General features: G+C 36.5%; 20 protein-coding genes and 1 riboswitch. Of the genes, 2 read left to right on the top strand and 18 right to left on the bottom strand.

All coding sequences use genetic code 11. The features are described from left to right. Positions 1-22: 22 nt before the first annotated feature. The 18 genes from PVA17_RS16580 to comGA all read right to left on the bottom strand — a co-directional run bounded on the left by PVA17_RS16580 (position 23) and on the right by comGA (position 16,574). On the bottom strand, positions 23-862 hold the full coding sequence (locus PVA17_RS16580) for a PP2C family protein-serine/threonine phosphatase (protein ID WP_132356717.1): 840 nt from the start codon (positions 860-862) through the stop codon (positions 23-25). A 6-nt stretch (positions 863-868) separates the two neighbouring features. Next, the gene (locus PVA17_RS16575; RefSeq protein WP_142507236.1) at positions 869-1,396 is read right to left on the bottom strand and encodes an FHA domain-containing protein; all 528 of its coding nucleotides are present in this window, start codon (positions 1,394-1,396) and stop codon (positions 869-871) included. 39 nt (positions 1,397-1,435) lie between these two features. Further along, positions 1,436-2,011: an FHA domain-containing protein gene (locus PVA17_RS16570; RefSeq protein WP_274068311.1), complete on the bottom strand. Its 576-nt coding sequence runs from the start codon at positions 2,009-2,011 to the stop codon at positions 1,436-1,438. 36 nt (positions 2,012-2,047) lie between these two features. Further along, on the bottom strand, positions 2,048-2,482 hold the full coding sequence (locus tag PVA17_RS16565; protein WP_274068310.1) for a J domain-containing protein: 435 nt from the start codon (positions 2,480-2,482) through the stop codon (positions 2,048-2,050). Between the two features lie 91 nt (positions 2,483-2,573). Beyond that, positions 2,574-2,999, bottom strand: coding sequence for a membrane-associated protease 1 (locus PVA17_RS16560; protein WP_132356721.1), 426 nt, complete (start codon positions 2,997-2,999; stop codon positions 2,574-2,576). A gap of 228 nt (positions 3,000-3,227) precedes the next feature. Beyond that, positions 3,228-5,396, bottom strand: a complete 2,169-nt coding sequence (locus tag PVA17_RS16555) for a transcriptional regulator (RefSeq protein ID WP_132356722.1) — start codon at positions 5,394-5,396, stop codon at positions 3,228-3,230. A 458-nt stretch (positions 5,397-5,854) separates the two neighbouring features. After that, the gene (locus PVA17_RS16550; protein ID WP_274068309.1) at positions 5,855-6,778 is read right to left on the bottom strand and encodes a serine/threonine-protein kinase; all 924 of its coding nucleotides are present in this window, start codon (positions 6,776-6,778) and stop codon (positions 5,855-5,857) included. 567 nt (positions 6,779-7,345) lie between these two features. Next, positions 7,346-7,579 carry a hypothetical protein gene (locus tag PVA17_RS16545; RefSeq protein ID WP_274068308.1) on the bottom strand — a complete coding sequence of 78 codons (234 nt, stop codon included), beginning with the start codon at positions 7,577-7,579 and terminating at the stop codon, positions 7,346-7,348. Positions 7,580-7,830: 251 nt separating this feature from the next. Further along, positions 7,831-9,294 carry an aminomethyl-transferring glycine dehydrogenase subunit GcvPB gene (gene gcvPB / locus PVA17_RS16540; protein ID WP_132356726.1) on the bottom strand — a complete coding sequence of 488 codons (1,464 nt, stop codon included), beginning with the start codon at positions 9,292-9,294 and terminating at the stop codon, positions 7,831-7,833. Continuing rightward, entirely contained in the window at positions 9,287-10,633 is a 1,347-nt protein-coding gene (gcvPA, locus tag PVA17_RS16535) for an aminomethyl-transferring glycine dehydrogenase subunit GcvPA (protein ID WP_274068307.1), read from the bottom strand. The genes gcvPB and gcvPA overlap by 8 nt, the downstream gene beginning before the upstream one ends. A 25-nt stretch (positions 10,634-10,658) precedes the next feature. After that, on the bottom strand, positions 10,659-11,762 hold the full coding sequence (gene gcvT / locus PVA17_RS16530; protein ID WP_132356728.1) for a glycine cleavage system aminomethyltransferase GcvT: 1,104 nt from the start codon (positions 11,760-11,762) through the stop codon (positions 10,659-10,661). A gap of 281 nt (positions 11,763-12,043) precedes the next feature. Further along, positions 12,044-12,136: riboswitch (glycine riboswitch) on the bottom strand. 143 nt (positions 12,137-12,279) lie between these two features. Then, positions 12,280-12,795 carry a shikimate kinase gene (locus tag PVA17_RS16525; protein WP_274068306.1) on the bottom strand — a complete coding sequence of 172 codons (516 nt, stop codon included), beginning with the start codon at positions 12,793-12,795 and terminating at the stop codon, positions 12,280-12,282. A 197-nt stretch (positions 12,796-12,992) separates the two neighbouring features. Next, positions 12,993-13,418: a competence type IV pilus minor pilin ComGF gene (gene comGF, locus PVA17_RS16520; RefSeq protein ID WP_132356731.1), complete on the bottom strand. Its 426-nt coding sequence runs from the start codon at positions 13,416-13,418 to the stop codon at positions 12,993-12,995. After that, a complete protein-coding gene (locus PVA17_RS16515; protein WP_274068305.1) occupies positions 13,411-13,728 on the bottom strand; it encodes a hypothetical protein in 318 nt (105 codons plus the stop codon). Before PVA17_RS16515 ends, comGF begins: the two co-directional genes overlap by 8 nt. After that, on the bottom strand, positions 13,721-14,161 hold the full coding sequence (comGD, locus tag PVA17_RS16510; RefSeq protein WP_274068304.1) for a competence type IV pilus minor pilin ComGD: 441 nt from the start codon (positions 14,159-14,161) through the stop codon (positions 13,721-13,723). The genes PVA17_RS16515 and comGD overlap by 8 nt, the downstream gene beginning before the upstream one ends. Further along, the gene (gene comGC / locus PVA17_RS16505; protein ID WP_274068303.1) at positions 14,161-14,493 is read right to left on the bottom strand and encodes a competence type IV pilus major pilin ComGC; all 333 of its coding nucleotides are present in this window, start codon (positions 14,491-14,493) and stop codon (positions 14,161-14,163) included. Before comGC ends, comGD begins: the two co-directional genes overlap by 1 nt. Positions 14,494-14,503: 10 nt before the next feature. Next, positions 14,504-15,577: a competence type IV pilus assembly protein ComGB gene (gene comGB / locus PVA17_RS16500; protein ID WP_274068302.1), complete on the bottom strand. Its 1,074-nt coding sequence runs from the start codon at positions 15,575-15,577 to the stop codon at positions 14,504-14,506. Further along, a complete protein-coding gene (gene comGA, locus PVA17_RS16495; protein WP_132356736.1) occupies positions 15,555-16,574 on the bottom strand; it encodes a competence type IV pilus ATPase ComGA in 1,020 nt (339 codons plus the stop codon). The genes comGB and comGA overlap by 23 nt, the downstream gene beginning before the upstream one ends. A 326-nt stretch (positions 16,575-16,900) precedes the next feature. Between comGA and PVA17_RS16490 the strand changes: the two genes are divergently transcribed. Both PVA17_RS16490 and PVA17_RS16485 read left to right on the top strand, forming a co-directional pair. Further along, entirely contained in the window at positions 16,901-17,611 is a 711-nt protein-coding gene (locus tag PVA17_RS16490; protein WP_274068301.1) for a helix-turn-helix transcriptional regulator, read from the top strand. 120 nt (positions 17,612-17,731) lie between these two features. Then, complete coding sequence (locus PVA17_RS16485; RefSeq protein WP_004231035.1) at positions 17,732-17,974, top strand: DUF2626 family protein; 243 nt, start codon at positions 17,732-17,734, stop codon at positions 17,972-17,974. Positions 17,975-18,111: the final 137 nt, after the last annotated feature.

Here is an 18,111-nt window from a genome sequence, read left to right as displayed (position 1 = left end):
TTAAAGACGACAAGTAAAATGATTACCATGTTTTTTCTAAAATAACGATGGTTGCATTATCTTGATTTTTTAAGCGTTTTTGTTCAACGGCCTTAATAATGTCTTGAGCAATATCATAGGGAGTCGCTTGCTGAGAAAGAATTTTCTCCATTTCAACCTCTGTTAAAGTATCATAGACTCCATCACTAAATAGACATACCTTGTCTCCTCTATTTAGCTGGATCGGACTTTTTCCTATATCCATATTTTTAAAGCCTTCATACCCTAAATAATTGATAAGTCTCTTTTTCAAAGGATTTTCCTGCACCTCAAGCTGAGATATTTCACCAGATATATATCGCTCAGTTAACACTGATTCAAAAATATGCTTTTGATTGATTGCCTTGAATTCTCCATTTCGAAAAATAGTTATGACACTATCTCCAACGGCTCCCCAGTGAAGAAATCCGTTATCATCAATAACGGCTGCCACTAATGTAGTCCCTCCATTCGAGCCATTTAAATTTTCGACAATCATATGATTACTTGCAAAAGCGGCCTCCTTAAAAAATTTTTCTAGCGTATTTAGACCGCTAAGCTTTTTGAATTCTTCTATAAATGTATTGACAGCAACTGTGCTTGCCATCCTACCGTTGGCTAAACCACTAATACCATCTGCCAGGACAGCAATTGTTCCATTATTCGTTTCAGCTGTAGAGAAATAATCATCTTGCTCATCACGTCTGCCAATCGTTTGTCCATTTCCGATTTCTATTTTGTTTTTTTCATTTTGTTGCGCAAGCATGTTTCGAATGATTAATAAGGCAACGAGTACAACGATAAAAATAAGCGAAATTATGTATGGCAGTAGTTTCGGATCCATTTGTCATCATTCCTCACTGTTGTTGTTTTCCCATTCAAAATGAACACCACATAAGGGAATAAAAAGAAACATACTTCTGCCTAACTGAATAACATCATACGCGGCAAGCTCTGTTGGCGTATAAACCGCTTCATTATTAAGATAAGCTAAGCCTGATGCATCTCCTGGAAGTAGATAAAAGTTTCTTTTTTTAGGATCATAAACAATGACTGCATGGTTTCGCTGAGAAATCGAGTTATCTCCAACAATGCGAATGTGCATATCTTCTGCTCTACCAATAAAGTTTTTTTCCGATAAAATACGATAGTCTCGCCCCATTTGTGGCCCTTCAATACAAACTAACCATCCCGTTACCGGATCAATGCCATCCATTTCTCCGAGATATGGCATTGTTTTATCATCTACCTCAGCTACAGCTACTTGCTGACCGCTTGGTCTTTGCTCCTGTTCCACCATTACATTGCAATATGGACAAACATTTCTATGTCTTCTTGAACTAAACATGTGACCATTCGTGCATCTAATCAAACTCATTTTCGCTATCCCCCGTCTATGTTACGAATTTACTTGTCTCTATTTCACCAAAATTCGCGTATTTGCTATGTATATCATGTCTCCATTACCGATTGGGTAAGGGTTTTCGTGTTGAATTCTATTTTTAACGCGCTTATGAGCTTTTTTTATACCAACACCATTTACTGAATCAATATCCTCTATGTACCATACGCCAGAAACATTGTTTAATACGGCATGTTCATAGTTGATAAGCGATTCATATTCTGTACCGCTTAAATCGATATCTGCCTTATTGTCAGCTGAACTTTTCCCAATAAGTAATGATGTTTGGTCATCTATCTCCCATTCATCTATTTCAGCTCCTCGATCATTGAGGAGAACTAATTTTCGAATTTTCTTGTTTGTCACAACATCTTTTTTATCTCTTGCTTCATACTTAACAGAGCCATAAACAATTGCTAGTATGACCAACATAAGTCCAATAATTGTTTTCAACATAAAATTCTGATTCATGACAAATACGTATAAAATGAAAAAGAAGGTGATGATGACAATAATGATATCCATAACTTTTATAATCATTTGGTTCTTTGCTTTTTCAGTGTATGTATCCGTTGAATTTTGACCATACATGGTATCACACTCCTTCATACTAGCTATGGCTTCGTTTTACTTGTTAAAAAAACGTTCAAATAAATCAGTTGTATCTAGTGGATTCTTCTTGGCATTCTTATTAAGGGTAGATCCCATTTCTTTCGTTTTAGGATTAAAGCCAAAAAAATGCTCAAAGTTTTTTTCAATATTGCCCATATTAAAATCTGGCTTTTTTTCAGTAGCTTGTTGGCGTGTAGATTGTTTTTCAGATGTCTGTCCATTACGCCAACTTTGACCAGCCCCATCTAGTTGAGCATCGTATGCTTCTCTTGAAGCTTGATCCTTTAGTACTTTGTATGCCTCTGTTACTGCTAAAAAAATCTTTTCAGATTCTTTGCTTCCACCGCTCACGTCTGGATGATGTTTTTTTGAAAGCTTTCGATAAGCGAGTTTTATTTGTTCGGGTGTAGCATCTCTACTGACACCTAAAGTTTCATAATGCGTTTTCATGTTTTTCATCCCCAGTATTAGGATTATTCAAAATTATCTAAGGAACTATGAAAGTCCCTTAGATAATGTGGAGTTCTATCAAGCAACAATCTTAAACAGCATAGCCGCCTTCGATTTTCGCCAAGTCTGTTTTGTCTTTCTTTTGCTTAATGAATAAGAAAAATTCACCAATACCTTCTGTGTCACCATACTGTTCTGAATAGTCAACAACGAAAGCATTTGGGAAATGAATTTTTCGTACTACTTGATCAGCAGAAATAACTTCTAATGTTACTTTACGGTAACAGTCAGCTTTTTCAGCTGGTACTAATGACCATAATCCTAATTTCATCGTATCATCAGAATTATCACCATCAGTTGCAGTAAGGATTTTACCTCTTACTTTTAAAGTTGCTCCTACATCTGTTGAACGTGCGTTAGAATCATTTGGCGTATCTGTTTCATACTGAACAGACATAATGCTATCTAACCCTAATTCAATTGCTTCTGATCCTTCTACTTTTAATACAAAACCCATTCTCAGTACCTCCTAAAATTTGTTTGAATCGTCTCAAAAAATCGTTTTAGGTGAAGTGTATAACTAGTTGTATACATTCCTCCATGCCTTTTACAAATACATGTAGCATAGAGAAATATGTAATGTTTTCACCTTACAATTAATGGAGGATTCTATTTATGTTAAAAGATTTATGAAAAAATCTTAAACATACGACTTAAAAAATTTTTTAGTGTATGTGTAAACTTGTTAGGCCTTAACAGCACTACTTGCCTTTGTAATCATAACTTCAAGATTCTTCACATTACCGTTAAACACTAGGTCAATCTGACATGTGCTTGTTTTTTCATCGATAATGTAGCCGATGTCATCTCCATCGTGAATAATGGAGTTTACAAAGCCTTTCTCTTGAAGCCATTTGCTTTTTTGGCTACTTGGATTATTACTAAAGAATCGAACGATATTTTCATGCTTAAAGTCACCTGATTGGAATCGTAAAATTCTCTCAATATACGTACTAACTTGTGTTTTGTAGATGGAATCAAATCCATCTTCTTCCATCGCTAAACTTCTAGCTTTATACACAGTAATACGTTTAATATCTTTATCTTGCAGCTGCGCATTTTCAGAAGAGAATACAAAGCCAAAGCTTCTGCTGTTAATAGCATCTTTAATGTTATTAGTAAATCCTGAGATTTCTTTTGCCATTGTTGTAACGGCTTTAAGTGAATTATCACCCGCTTCGATATCGAAGCGTACACCAGGATAATTTCTTTGAACATTTCTGAATGAGTCTTTTAAATATTCTGGACATTGATAAGCTGAAACGATACCTGCTGCTACATAGCTAGCACCAACATAAACGCCCTCTATCCAAAGCTTTAAAATATCCTCTTTCTCTTTAGATAATCGTGCTCCATTTTCTGTTGTCTGCATTCTTGTATCAATGATCACACCTGATTTATCTTTAGGAATAATCGTGAAGTTCGGTAAACATGGTATCGCAAACTCACTATAATCTTTTCGAACAAGCACCGAGCATTTATCGATTAGGCGATCGATACCTGCAGTAGCAATTCCATTGAATGTCGTTTCTTCTTCCGCCATAAAGTTGAAGAAGATCTGTACTTTATAATCTTTCACAGTATCTAAAAGAATCGATAACGACTCCATTGTATTGCCTTCTTGCTTAGCCACCTTATCGTTCCCTTTAAATCTAGCTCTGCTTACTTTCATTTTTCCAGATGCCTCTAGTTCCAGAGAAGGAACAATTCCATACCAAACCGTATCTGTAAAGTCATTTTTGGAGTTAACTGTGTTTAAATACGTGCGTAATCGTGGTAGGTTATTACTTTTAACGAGCATATCTAACTTCGTGTTCGTTACTAGTAACGAAGGCTGCATACCTTTGTTTTTAGTTGTATATTGATCAAAGTACATTTTTACGCCTAATAGTTTTTCCACTAATGGCTTCACTGTTTTTACAAATTCATCCTTAGCATCCTTATAGAATTCTAAGTATGTATTGTAATTTTGTACTTCTGTCTCTACATCAAATTCTGCCTTCACAGCTGGCAAAGGAGAGAAAGTTCTAACGACTAAATCTTTAACATAGGAGGATGGTGATTCTGTAATCGCCTCATAATCCTCTTCAAAAACTGTGCTCAAACCATAGTTACTATTTTCTTCAATAACCATTAGTTCTGAGCTATTATTTTGAGGTGCCTCAATGATTTTTAATTCACCATTATCACCGATAGATAGTGTCCCAATTTGTAATTTTTCAGATTCATCTTCATCCTGATTAACACCTAGCAATAGTCTTGTTTTAATATCTTCAATTGCTAAAGGAAGCATCGCCATGACATTGTTGTAATTTCGACTCGCTACTTCAAACATCAGGTTTAGCTTGTCCCCTGTATCCAATTTTTTCGGATCGTCGTCATCTAATTTGTCATATTCACCGTATAGGTAATGGATTTCTTTTCGGACTTGTCGAATATCGTCCATAACCTTTTTAGGAGAGATCATATCAAGCAAATTTTCAAACTTAAAATCAACATTCGCAATGCCCTGACTTCTTTTCGTATCGATAAGTGTAAATAGCATTTTTAAAAAATCATTATTTTGGTCAATGGCTATTTCAGAAATACAGTCATCTTGAATTCCTTCTGGTTTTTTTAATGTATACATAACCTTTTGGTTCGCAGCATTGTAGAATGAATAAACCGTTGGAGAAAACTTGTCTAAAAATTCATCGAAGCTTTTGACAAGAAGATATTCATTCATTTCTTTGATCTTTTCATCACTAAGGCTGTCAATCCCTTTTACATCTCCAACAAGCGTAATTAAATCCATTTTTTCAGGATTAATTTCCTCAAAGAGCATGGTTCTGTTTGTTTGACTAATAATCTCCATTCAGTCGGCCGTATGATTATACAGCCATCCCTCCCTTTTGTAACAAATTTCGAGTAAGCATAATCTTCAGCGAGTAACAATTAAAAATTCACTATTTAGTCATAAAATGGTAACGTAAGATAAAGAATTTACAGTTAGTAAAACTAGAATTGTATTCTTACCTCCTACTTCTACATCACTGAAGACATTATGTATCACAAAGTAACTATACAATATCTAATTTTATTGTCAATATTTACATATGAATATTATGTAAAATAAATGTATTTAATTGGGTGTATGGTAAAAAATAAGCATCGAGAAATTTATGATATTTTAACGAAAAAAGTGTCTGTATTCGTTTTATTTTACTAAAAAAACAGCCTATAGCGTATTTTTAATACTCCATATGCTGCTTCGTAAGCACCTACCTTTAACCACAAAATGATAATATAGAATCACATTACCTAAATTATTGGTCAGTTTGAATTATTTTCCTTAAAATAGTTCCTTATCCTATTGACAATATCTTCAATAGTAATGACTAACTTCATATATTTGAGTGAAGAACATCTTTTCCTCGCTTGCACAGCCAGCCCCCACATGATAGTTTGAGCTAAAAGAGTACTCACCTTATGATTGTATTTTCTTACATTCTTAATATTATCCTCTATCAACCGCTGCGATATATCAGGTGGAATAACATTTGTCAGAGAATAATAAAATGTTGCTGCTAAACTATAAACATCTGTATAGACACCTTGCTCAGATATAGTCGAATATTGCTCAAGGGGGGAAAATCCCGGACTAGTAAATATTTGATAATTTTCGTCTGTTTTATAAAAAGTCGCAGAACCAAAATCTAGTAAATATGGATTACCTTCAGAATCAATCAAAATATTATTTGGTTTAATGTCACGATGGAGTATGCCTTTCTTATGTAAATAGCTTAAAGCATCAATAAGGGGGAGAAAAATAGTAGTGTATAAATGATCTCTATCATTAATAGGATAATCCTTTAAATATTGATCCAATAACGTTCCTTCATAATACTCCATAATGATATAAATCGACTCATTTTCCTCAAAGTGGTCCATATATTTGACCAAATTACGATGATTTATTTGCTGCATAATTAACGCTTCATTTAGAAAAATAGCCTTTAAATTCCCGAATTTCTCCTTTGTTGAAGGCAAACGATTAACGACTGTTTTATTATCCAAATCCCGTAAAGCAATGTCATTTGGAAAGAACTCCTTAATAATTACTTGATGCCCTTCATGAGTATTTTCTGCACGATAAACAAAGGACAATTTACTACTAGCAATAACTTCTTTTATTTTATATGTATCGTTCAAAACGCTATTTGCCGGTAAGCCCAACTCAACTTCAGTCGCTTGCATTTTCGTTCTATCATCCCTTTCAACATTTGAATTATGAACAATTTATTACATTTTTAATACGAAATATAATTATTTTAGATCACCTTCATAACGTGTGGTTGATTTCTGTTCCAACTGGAGGCTTCCAATATGCCACTTCGCTTTGCTGCAGGGTCTCGGATCAACAGATGTTTTTTGCATGGAAGCGTAGTGCTGCCGTAGCGACCGCAACAGGGTTTTTCTGCATCGATTGTGACTCGGCTTCGGCTTCAGGGTTTTCGTCGTGCGATTGCGACTTGGCTTCGGCTTCAGAGTTTTCCCGTGCGATTGCGACTCGACTCCTGCTTCAGGGTTTTCGTCGTGCGATTGCGATTCGAAGCGGCGATACAGGATTTAGCAGATCGATAGCACGCTGCGGCGGCTTCAGAGTTTTAGCAGACTGATAATGACGCGGCTGCGCTACAGCACGAAGTTGGTCACGAAGACATCCACAACGTTTGATGATGACCCGTTATTTTAACTAAAATACAAATTAATGTAAGTATATCAATATACACCCTTTTATTGAATAGTTATCTTTTAGTAGATTTACATCGAATAATGGAGGTAGGCACAATGTGAAGCCGTTGCATTCTTTTTTCCTGTCATTTTGCTGGTTCTATCTATCTTTTTGATGGTTTTATCCATCTTTTTGATGGTCCTATCCATCTTTTTGATGGTTTTATCCATCGCTTCGCCTGTTCTTTCCGTCGCTCTCGACTTTCTTTCCGTCGCTTGGACCATTCTTTCCGTCTCTTCGGCTCTTCTTTCCGTCACTCCCATTTCTTTCCGTCGTCTTGGCCCTTCTTTCCGTCACTCTAATTTCCATCCGTCGCCTTAGCCCTCCTTTCCGTCGCTCTAATCTCTTTCCGTCACCTTGGCCTTCTTTCCGTCACTCTCAACCTTCTTTCCGTCGCCTCAGCTCTTCTTTCCATCGCTCTATTTCCTACCCGTCACTTTGCTATCAAAAAAAAGAATAGAAAAAAACGTCCAACAAGTACTTAAATACTCATTGGACGCCTTATGGCCGTTAATTATGCTTTTTGGTAGCGCAGCACAGGTGTACGAGCAGCGCGCGTTTCGTCTAAGCGAGATACGACTGTTGTATGTGGTGCTTCTTGTACGATAGATGGATTTTCTTCTGCTTCTTTTGCAATTTGGATCATTATATCGCAGAATGCATCTAATGTTTCTTTTGATTCCGTTTCTGTTGGCTCGATCATTAACGCCTCTTCCACATTTAACGGGAAGTAAGTTGTTGGTGGATGGTAGCCAAAGTCTAACAGACGTTTTGCGATATCTAAAGTACGAACGCCAAGTTTCTTTTGACGACGACCTGATAATACAAATTCATGTTTACAATGACGGTTATATGGTAGATCGTAGAATGGCTCTAAGCGACGCATCATGTAGTTTGCGTTTAGTACAGCGTATTCTGTAACAGCTTTTAAGCCATCTGGACCCATTGTACGGATATAAGTGTATGCACGTACGTTGATACCAAAGTTACCGTAGTAAGGTTTAACACGACCGATTGATTGTGGACGGTCGTAATCGAAGTGATATGTTCCTTCCTCTGTTCTTACTAAAACTGGTTTTGGAAGGAATGGAATTAAATCTGCTTTTACACCAACTGGACCTGAACCTGGGCCACCGCCGCCGTGAGGACCTGTAAATGTTTTGTGTAAATTTAAGTGTACGCAGTCAAAGCCCATATCACCAGGACGTGCTTTACTCATAACTGCGTTTAAGTTTGCACCGTCATAGTATACTTTACCGCCAACAGAGTGGATAAGCTCTGCCATTTCGATAATGTTTTCTTCAAATAGACCAAGTGTATTTGGATTTGTTAGCATTAATGCCGCTGTATCAGCACCAACTACTTTGCGTAAATCCTCAATATCTACTAAACCATTTTCATCTGATTTAACAGTGATAGTTTCAAAGCCTGCAACAGTTGCCGATGCTGGATTTGTACCGTGAGCAGAGTCAGGAACGATAACTTTATTACGATGGCCTTCACCGTTTGCTTCATGGAAAGCACGAATCATCATTAATGCTGTCCATTCACCGTGTGCACCCGCCGCTGGTTGTAATGTCACTTCATCCATACCTGTAATTTCAACTAATGAAGTTTGTAGATCATAAAGAAGCTCCATTGCACCTTGAACTGTTGACTCATCCTGTAATGGGTGTACATTTGCAAAACCAGAAATTCGAGCAACTGCCTCGTTAATTTTAGGATTATATTTCATCGTACAAGAACCAAGAGGGTAGAAGCCAGAGTCCACACCGTGGTTTCGGCGAGAAAGTGCTGTATAGTGACGCATAATATCAAGCTCAGATACTTCTGGTAATTCCGCTGCTTCCACGCGTACTAAGTTTGCTGGCAGTAAATCTGCGAGATCAATCTCTGGTACATCAAGTGCTTCTAAGCTGTAACCTACGCGACCTTCTTTGGAAATTTCAAAAATGAGTGATTGATTTTCGTTATGCATTGAGAGCCCCCATTTCCGCAACAAGTGCATCAATTTCTTCTTTCGTGCGTAATTCTGTTACAGCGATTAGCACGTGATTTTTAAGAGAGTCATATGTTTGACCTAAAGGATAACCACCGATAATACCTTTTTCAATTAAGCCTTTATTAATTTCTTTCACACATTTATTTGTCTTTACAACGATTTCGTTAAAGTGTGCACCTTGGAATGCTACTGTGAAGCCTGCAGCTTCAAAGGCATTTTTAGCATAGCGAGTTTTCGCAATATTTTGCATAGCCATTTCACGAACACCTTGCTTACCAAGAGCAGTCATTGCTACAGAAGCGGCAAGTGCAAGAAGCGCTTGGTTCGAACAAATATTAGATGTTGCTTTATCACGACGAATATGTTGCTCACGTGCTTGTAATGTTAAAACATAACCACGACGTCCCTCACCGTCTACTGTTTCACCAACAAGACGACCTGGAACTTTACGCATTAGCTTCGTTGTTACTGCAAAGAAACCACAGTGCGGACCACCGAATGCTTCAGAAATACCAAAGACCTGTGCGTCCCCTACACAAATATCAGCACCTAGCTTACCAGGTGGTGTTAAAACCCCTAGTGACAGTGGATTTGCAGATACGACAAATAAACTTTTTGCTTCATGTGCAATATCACCAATCACTTGTAAGTCCTCTATTTGACCAAAGAAGTTAGGATATTGTGCAATAACAGCTGCCGTATTGTCATCTATTAGTTCCTTTAAAGCTTCTACATCTGTTACACCATCTTTTTGTGGAACAGTAACAATTTCAATGGATTGACCGTATGCATATGTAGCAACGACATCGCGATACTCAGGATGAACTGCCTCAGATACTAAAATTTTCTTACGGCGCGTATGTCCAGCTGCTAGCATCCCTGCTTCCGCTAATGCCGTTCCTCCATCATACATAGAAGAGTTTGCAAGATCCATACCTGTAAGCTCTGCAATCATCGTTTGGAATTCAAAAATTGCTTGTAATTCCCCTTGTGAAATTTCTGGTTGATATGGAGTATATGCTGTATAAAACTCTGAACGAGAAATAACATGGTCCACGATAATTGGTTTATAGTGGTTGTATACGCCTGCACCTAAAAACGATACGTTAGCATTTGTATCTTTATTTCTCGCAGCAAGTGCCATTAATTCTTTTAATAAAGCTGATTCAGATTTTGCATCTTTAATATCATATAGGCCTTTAAAACGTACTTTTTCTGGAATATCCCCAAATAACTCATCAACTGAGGATACGCCTATTACGTCTAACATTTCTTGTTTATCTTGCTCCGTCATTGGTAAATAACGATGTTTCATAAATGTAGGTCCCTCTTTTCAACTTTTATTTTGAACGTTTGTAAAACGGTGTTTCAACTGTTACTACCTTTAAGTGCTTACCACGAATTTCGATTTCTAATTCAGTTCCAATAGTTGCGAATTGGCTGTCAATTAATGCGTGACCAACATTACGTTTAGAGGAAGGAAGCTGTGTTCCTGTTGTCACTTCACCGATTTCCTTACCATCCTTAAACACTTTGTAGCCATGACGAGGAATTCCTTTATCGATCATTTCAATACCTACAATTTTACGGGACAGTCCATTTTCTTTTTGTGCCGCTAATGCATCATGACCATTAAAGCCCTCTTTATTTAACTTCACAGCAAACCCAATACCAGCCTCTAGAGGTGAAATTGTGGCTGATAGCTCTTGCCCGTATAATGGAAGACCTGCTTCGAAACGAAGTGTATCACGGCAACCTAGACCTGCTGGTACAACGCCTTTGTCTTTTCCAGCATCTAAAATTGCATTCCATAAAGCTTTAATATCTTCTGGAGAGCCGTATAATTCAAAACCATCCTCCCCCGTGTAACCGCTACGAGATACTAATGCTTTATGACCAGCAACATCAACATCTGCTTGGAAACGGAAGTATTTAATCGTTTTTAAATCAGTGTCTGTTAACGTTTGAAGAACCTCTTCTGCTAATGGACCTTGAAGGGCAATTTGTGCATAAGCATCTGATTGATTGTCGATCGTTACATCATATTGATGTTGATTTTCCATCATCCAATCATAATCTTTTTCAATATTTGCCGCATTTACGCACAATAAATAATGATTGTCTGCTAATTTATACGTTAATAAATCATCGACAACGCCACCATCTTCATAGCACATTGCATTATATTGCGCTTGACCTACTGCAATTTTTGAAATATCATTTGTCAAAAGATTTTGTAAAAATTCTAGTGAATTAGGTCCAGTTACTAAAATTTCACCCATATGTGATACGTCAAATAAGCCAGCACGATTACGTACTGCATCATGCTCTTCTTTAATAGAAGAGAATTGCACTGGTAATTCCCATCCGCCAAAGTCGATTGTTTTACCACCATACTTTGCATATTCTTCAAATAGAGGTGTACGCTTTAATTCATTCGTCATTATTTTTGCCCCCTTAATGGTAATTACATTTTTTACTGGTAGTAGTTCGTCTGCTTTTTATAAGTGCAATCATGCTTCCCCTGTTTGTTCAGTCAATTAAGGAAAAGGAACTAGCAACATTAGGCAAAACATTTAGACATAAAAAAAGACAGACGAACCCCTTTTCGGGATTCTCTGTCCTTAAACCTGAAAGTTACACCAGACTGGCTCGCATACCTACAATGCCAAACAGCCGGCTTTCCCCTTTGGTGGCTGTAGTACTACAGCTCTCTCCAGAGTTGCGTCTTGTACGAGTCCTTTTACCTGAGAGATTCATAACATTTTGTTATTTGCTCCTTCGGTGACGTCTACACGTGCTCTCCCCGCACAATCATCCGCCCAAGATTCACTTGGTACTATTTAGTATTCAATGAACATTTAGTTACTTATTTGTCTATATCCTAACATTAATTGCATTGAAAAGGCAATCATTTTTTATTTTATATCAAAACACGAACATTCAATACATTTATTTTAATTAATGTTCGCCTTTCAACCTTTTAACTTGGAACACTAAATACTCAAGAATTTGGCGGAGTGTTCTGCCCTCTGTTAACACTTGTATATGTCCTGTTTCACGATAAAATCTTCTTCTGTAATGATACAGCTTCTCTAGCTCCTCTTTCGTTGAACTTTGTACAATTGGTCTGTTCGGATCATGCTGTATTCGTTTGTATATATCTTCGAATGTCGCATCTAAAAAAAACACGAGCCCACTGCGTCTCATTATTTTTCGATTTTCAGCATTGATTGCAACGCCACCACCTGTTGAAATAATACAAGCTTCGTCTCGGAAATTTTTCAAAAATTCTGTTTCTATTTCTCGAAAGCGTACTTCTCCGTATTTTTCAAATATTTGTGGAATTGTCATTCCCTGCTGCCGAACGATCTCATGATCCATATCATAATAAGGCATCTTTAACAAATAGCTTAAACGTCTTCCTAACGCACTTTTGCCGGAGCCCATAAAACCAACTAAATATATTTTTCGCATTCGAATCACCTTCTTATAACTACGATTCTACACTGTCTGACAAAATTTGTCCTAATAAATTTATCGTAGCTCGAATATTCAGCTTTTCTAGGTCATTATATGTTCGAAACTGAATCTCATAAGACGTACAATACGTAAGAACAAAAGTAGTTACAAAAAATAATAATGCAATTGCGATAAAAAATATAGCCCCTCTGTCACTTTTCAATAACTGGAACATAGAAAGTTCGCTCCTTTTTGATACCACTTGGAAGTTCTACAGCTACTGTTAACATATCTTTTTCAAATTGGAACTGACATTTGTTAATACCAATTAGCATTGGTACATGACCACCATTTACTTGTTCACGAATTAAATTACTATAACAATCAATATTATGAATAGTATTCCCTTTCTGGAAGGTTATTCTCTTTTGATCTTGTCGAATCGTAAATGAAGAAATATCATTTAAATACATATTCAAATCATAAACAAAAAGCTCCCACTTCGATTGTTCATCAGATAGTACGGTTGTTTTCATTTCTGCAAACCAAAGCATAATGAACACAACAAGGTGTGCAATAAGCACAAAAACAACTAATTGAAATATCGCTTCTACTAATGTATAGCCTCGTTCATTCATCGACTTCACCTGTCAGTTGTATACATTTTTTACGTAATTCCCGTATGTTTTGAAAACTTACACATATCCTCTGTCCATTTATAGACCATTGGAAATCTACATTTTCAACGGTATTAGTGCCTTCAGTTTGCTGTAAGTAGCGATAACGCTTTAAGCCTTCATAGGCAGTTTCAGCTGCGATAACTTCTAACTTCTTGTTATAAAGAGTCGACTTCATCATGTAGCTGATCGGTATTAATGTCGTGCATAATAACATAACAATGACTATTGATAAAATCGTTTCTACAAATGAATAACCAGATTCATTCAACTCTCGATCTCCCTCGTCCTAACGTAATCACAACCTTTTTAGTACCTTGAGGCGTTTTAAAATAAACAGTCCCTGGGGTCATGACGTTTCCATTGTAATTGTATATAATCGTGTTAATTGAACTTGAAGAAAGAACGACCTCAACCCCTTTTGGAAAAGGTCGTTCATATAATTCTGTATAAAAATCCTTTTTAATGATATATCTTTTTGATGAGCCCTCAAACTTTATCGAAATGTATTCTCTTTTGTGCATACTATACGTTTGTATATATTGTATATCTAATTGAATTTGTGTGAAAAATCGCTCAATCTCCCTAGTCTCCTCAGCTTTAACCGAGTACTTTATGACAATCGCTGACAAACACATAACGATAAATAATACACTGAGCATTTCAACAAACGTAACACCACGCTCACTTTTTATAATATCCATCAGTTACTAGAGCCATTATTAGAAGAAATCAATCGTACCTCTCCATCATTAGTGATCATTATCTCTTCTTTATTAGGACAGGTCGTTTCACCCTTCTTTAAATAACCTTTTTCCACCAGATTTTCAATTGTTGGATAAGTCATAAAATCTACGCGATATGCCTCTACCTGCCCCTGCACCATAGAGATATACGCTTTACAGCCCTTCTCATCGACGGTGGCAAAATGTTTCGTAACATTTGGGATTGTTATTAAAATTAATATGGAAATAATCAACAAAACTATGAGCATTTCGACCAATGTAAATCCAGCTTGCTGCTTTATCCGTTTCATTATTATCCTCCTATACTAGTTCAATCATATGATATATTGGTAATAATAAACTTACATAGGCAGCAACTATGCACATTGCGATAATGATAAAGAAGGTAGGTTGCACAAACGCAAGGACTTTATGCAATAGTTGCTCTTGCTTTTCTGTCAATAATTCACTGTACAGTACTAGCTCTTTTCCTAGATAGCCACTTTGCTCTCCATGTTCAACAAATGTTGAGAAATCCATCTGCCAAACCGTCATCAAATGAACAGCTTGTGTTAGCGAATCCCCAAAAACAACACGCTCCTTTATACATCGTGCCAGATACTGTAGAAACGGTTGAAGTTGCTGTTCCTCTAAAATTTGTAGACTTGCCTGTAAAGAAAAACCACTTTGGAGTAGACTTCCTAAATAAGCAGCAAATTGTCTCGTCAAAGACATTCGAATATATATCCGAATTAATGGCGTTTTCAGGATCATATTTAGCCGTTGAGCAATCGGACAGCGCTTGAGATAGAGGTGAAAAAAGAAAATACTACAAATTACTGCTATTCCTACGACAATCAAAGCATCAGGAAAATGCAATAATACTTTTGACAAAGCAATGCTTGTCTCCTCTGTACCAGTAGTTCGACTTGTCACCATTTTTTCTATATTAGGAAAGAAAATGGTGCGAAACACTAAAAACAACAGCATCAAAAATAGAATAAGCACTACTGGATAAATGAGTAGTTTCATTAATTTTTTCTTCGTCGATTCACTTAATGCGATTTGCTTTGCCACACCTTTTAAGGTCTCTATCATATGTCCATTATTTTCGGCAACTGTAATGGCTACTAAATGCTGCTTTGGAATTTGCAACGCTTCAAAAACTCCTAAAACACCGGCACCCTGCCTCAGTCTTTCATTGACTAGCTTTTGTATTTCTTCATGCGCTTCAATATGATGGGGTAATAGAATAGAAATAGCTTGTGGGAATAAATATCCTTCCTGCATTAACACGCTTAATCTGCTAAAAAAATGAGCTTGCTCCCTTACTCGCCATTTTGTCGCCTTTTTGTAATCTAATCGAATTCCTTCAAAAAACTTTCGTATTCGCATAGATTTGACTCTCCAACAGTTCTTTTTGCCCCGTAAGCGTTAAATCATGTGGTAACTCAAAGCTAGTTTTTTGCATAATTGCTTTAATAGCCATCTGAAGATGAACATCGCTTAATATTTCAAACAATGCACGGCGTTCTTCCTGGACTATTGGTGATTGGAAAAGTGTTTGAGCAACAATACCCACTACAGTTTGACGAAGTTCTTCCACTGAAATGCCTAAGTCAATAAATCGATAAAGGCAGTTTATTGAATCTTTCGCATGAATGGTCGACACCACTAAATGACCTGTTAAAGCTGCCTCGATTGCAATTTTTGCAGTCTCTTTATCACGTATTTCACCTATCATAATGACGTCAGGTGAGTGGCGTAAAATAGCCTTTAGTCCTGCAGCGTATGTAACGCCCGCTCGTTCGTTTACTTGAATCTGCAAAAGGTTAGCTTGGTTATTTTCTACAGGGTCCTCCAAGGAAATGACATGTCGATTAAGCTCTGTCGAACAGTAATGAATTAAAGAATATAAGGACGTAGATTTACCAGAGCCCGTCGCACCTGTGAAACATAAAAGCCCTTGTTGATGTTTCACTAGTTCCATTAACATTTCTGCTACATATTCGGAATAGGATAAGGAAGTAAGTGGGAATGCATGATTTTGTAGAAGCAGTCGGACAATTAAGCTTTCTTTTAAAAATACTGAGGGAAGTGTAGAAACACGAAAGGCATATTGATCTTGTTCCATCGTTTTTTGGAAGGAGCCGCTTTGGGGTTTGCGTCGCTCGCTAATATCTAATGCCGCTAAAAATTTATAATAGGAAATCATTCGCTCTGCAAGCTCGTTCGGTAATTCACCAGCTTGGAGCAGCTTATCATATTTTCGAAAATATATACGGTATTGTTCACGTTCTGGAACTAATAATAAATCTGATGCACCGAAATGGTAGGATTTTAATAAAAGTTGCTCACATTTTTGCTCAACAACCGTTTCAATATTTTGCATATTCGCACCCCTCTTCTGGTTTACTCGAATATGACCGCGCTATTCGTTATTTCCTAGTATAAATAGGAAGCTGTTAAGTGAAAAGCCCTTTTCTTAAAATAAAAATTTGATATAAATTTTCCGGTCAAACATGTTTTTTTGCTATAAAAATGTGGATAACATGCAAATTTCCACTAACTATGAACATAATCTTATGAAAAAGTTAATATTTATGACTAAAGGAACTGTATCTTTTTCGATAATGCAATATAATAGAATTAACATGATTTTTTTCCTACACTTGGTAGAACAGCAAAAATTTCAAAAAATACATAGAGGTGAAGCAAATGATCAATCCATTAAAAATTACTAGTACATTGGCCGATGAAACTAGATATTCTATTTATGAGTACATACTGCAAGAGAAGAAAACTGTAACGGTCCAAAATATCGCTGATAAATTTGGCATCCATCCAAATGTTGCACGGCTACATTTAACAAAGCTCTCAGAAATAAATATCATTACAGCTGATTTTGCCAAAACAGGGAAAGGTGGTAGACCCGGGCGTGTTTATAAGGCCTCAGATAAAGGTGTATCATTAACGTTCCCGAGACGGGATGAAGATCGACTATTAAAATGGACAATCCAATTAATCCAAGAATTAGGACCATCTGCAATAGAAAAATGCAAGGAAATAAGCTACCAAGACGGCTACCAACAAATGAAAAATTATGTAAATGCTGAGTTACAACTAAATAATACCCTTTCCTTCGAACAAAAGCTCCAATTATTAACTGACAATGCAGCATTAATTGGCTATACTCCACATGTACAACAAACAGAGCATGGTAAAAGTGTGACTTTCTCCATTTTTAATTGTCCATTCCATGAGCAGCTTTCTAATCATTCAGAAATTGTTTGTTCTTTACATGAATCCTATTTAAAAGGACAGGTTGATGCGTTATATGCAAGCAATGAATTTGTACAAATTGATAGCATGATACATAATTGTGATTTATGTAAGTATGAAATAAACGTGACAGAAATTGATAGTTAATTTTTAAATATCCAATTGTTTGTCACAAAGAAGAAGAAGTTCCAGTTTACAGATACCTTTCAAATCATTTATAATGAGTAAGAGATTATTGTGTCGTGGGCAAAAGGAGGGGAAATCTTCATGGATAATATGTATAAAGTTATGGCATTCTGGACAGGTATTTTTGCAGTCATGTTCTACCTTGGTGGTATGAACGAAGTATCGCTATTATTCTTAGGTAATACAGGTTTATTCTTATTATTAGGCTTCTTAAACCTTTCAGAACGTATGTACATGTACATTTTCGGAGCATATTTAACTGTATTCTTTGCTGGCTTCACGTACTATACAACATTTATTCACGTACCTGGTGGCGGTCATTAATACAAAGAAAAACGCGTGTCTCATTGAGTATGAGACATGCTTTTTTATGCAGAAATTATAGATCATCAATTATGAAAACATAGTAAAATCCCCCTTTGCATTAAATAGGTTAGATTATGGTTTATTCTATCTATCCT

The organism is Lysinibacillus sp. CNPSo 3705 (assembly GCF_028674935.1).
Taxonomy (GTDB): Bacteria; Bacillota; Bacilli; order Bacillales_A; family Planococcaceae; genus Lysinibacillus.
Note: the sequence above shows the minus strand (reverse complement) of the source record. Positions and strands in the feature narration are given on the sequence as shown.

What these genes read in the sequence shown, in the direction of transcription:
- PVA17_RS16580 (WP_132356717.1), bottom strand. Translation starts at nt 862, where the DNA reads ATGGATCCGAAACTACTGCCATACATAATTTCGCTTATTTTTATCGTT.
- PVA17_RS16575 (WP_142507236.1), bottom strand. Translation starts at nt 1,396, where the DNA reads ATGAGTTTGATTAGATGCACGAATGGTCACATGTTTAGTTCAAGAAGA.
- PVA17_RS16570 (WP_274068311.1), bottom strand. Translation starts at nt 2,011, where the DNA reads ATGTATGGTCAAAATTCAACGGATACATACACTGAAAAAGCAAAGAAC.
- PVA17_RS16565 (WP_274068310.1), bottom strand. Translation starts at nt 2,482, where the DNA reads ATGAAAACGCATTATGAAACTTTAGGTGTCAGTAGAGATGCTACACCC.
- PVA17_RS16560 (WP_132356721.1), bottom strand. Translation starts at nt 2,999, where the DNA reads ATGGGTTTTGTATTAAAAGTAGAAGGATCAGAAGCAATTGAATTAGGG.
- PVA17_RS16555 (WP_132356722.1), bottom strand. Translation starts at nt 5,396, where the DNA reads ATGGAGATTATTAGTCAAACAAACAGAACCATGCTCTTTGAGGAAATT.
- PVA17_RS16550 (WP_274068309.1), bottom strand. Translation starts at nt 6,778, where the DNA reads ATGCAAGCGACTGAAGTTGAGTTGGGCTTACCGGCAAATAGCGTTTTG.
- PVA17_RS16545 (WP_274068308.1), bottom strand. Translation starts at nt 7,579, where the DNA reads ATGGGAGTGACGGAAAGAAGAGCCGAAGAGACGGAAAGAATGGTCCAA.
- gcvPB (WP_132356726.1), bottom strand. Translation starts at nt 9,294, where the DNA reads ATGCATAACGAAAATCAATCACTCATTTTTGAAATTTCCAAAGAAGGT.
- gcvPA (WP_274068307.1), bottom strand. Translation starts at nt 10,633, where the DNA reads ATGAAACATCGTTATTTACCAATGACGGAGCAAGATAAACAAGAAATG.
- gcvT (WP_132356728.1), bottom strand. Translation starts at nt 11,762, where the DNA reads ATGACGAATGAATTAAAGCGTACACCTCTATTTGAAGAATATGCAAAG.
- PVA17_RS16525 (WP_274068306.1), bottom strand. Translation starts at nt 12,795, where the DNA reads ATGCGAAAAATATATTTAGTTGGTTTTATGGGCTCCGGCAAAAGTGCG.
- comGF (WP_132356731.1), bottom strand. Translation starts at nt 13,418, where the DNA reads ATGAATGAACGAGGCTATACATTAGTAGAAGCGATATTTCAATTAGTT.
- comGD (WP_274068304.1), bottom strand. Translation starts at nt 14,161, where the DNA reads ATGGATATTATAAAAAGTGAGCGTGGTGTTACGTTTGTTGAAATGCTC.
- comGC (WP_274068303.1), bottom strand. Translation starts at nt 14,493, where the DNA reads ATGAAACGGATAAAGCAGCAAGCTGGATTTACATTGGTCGAAATGCTC.
- comGB (WP_274068302.1), bottom strand. Translation starts at nt 15,577, where the DNA reads ATGCGAATACGAAAGTTTTTTGAAGGAATTCGATTAGATTACAAAAAG.
- comGA (WP_132356736.1), bottom strand. Translation starts at nt 16,574, where the DNA reads ATGCAAAATATTGAAACGGTTGTTGAGCAAAAATGTGAGCAACTTTTA.
- PVA17_RS16490 (WP_274068301.1), top strand. Translation starts at nt 16,901, where the DNA reads ATGATCAATCCATTAAAAATTACTAGTACATTGGCCGATGAAACTAGA.
- PVA17_RS16485 (WP_004231035.1), top strand. Translation starts at nt 17,732, where the DNA reads ATGGATAATATGTATAAAGTTATGGCATTCTGGACAGGTATTTTTGCA.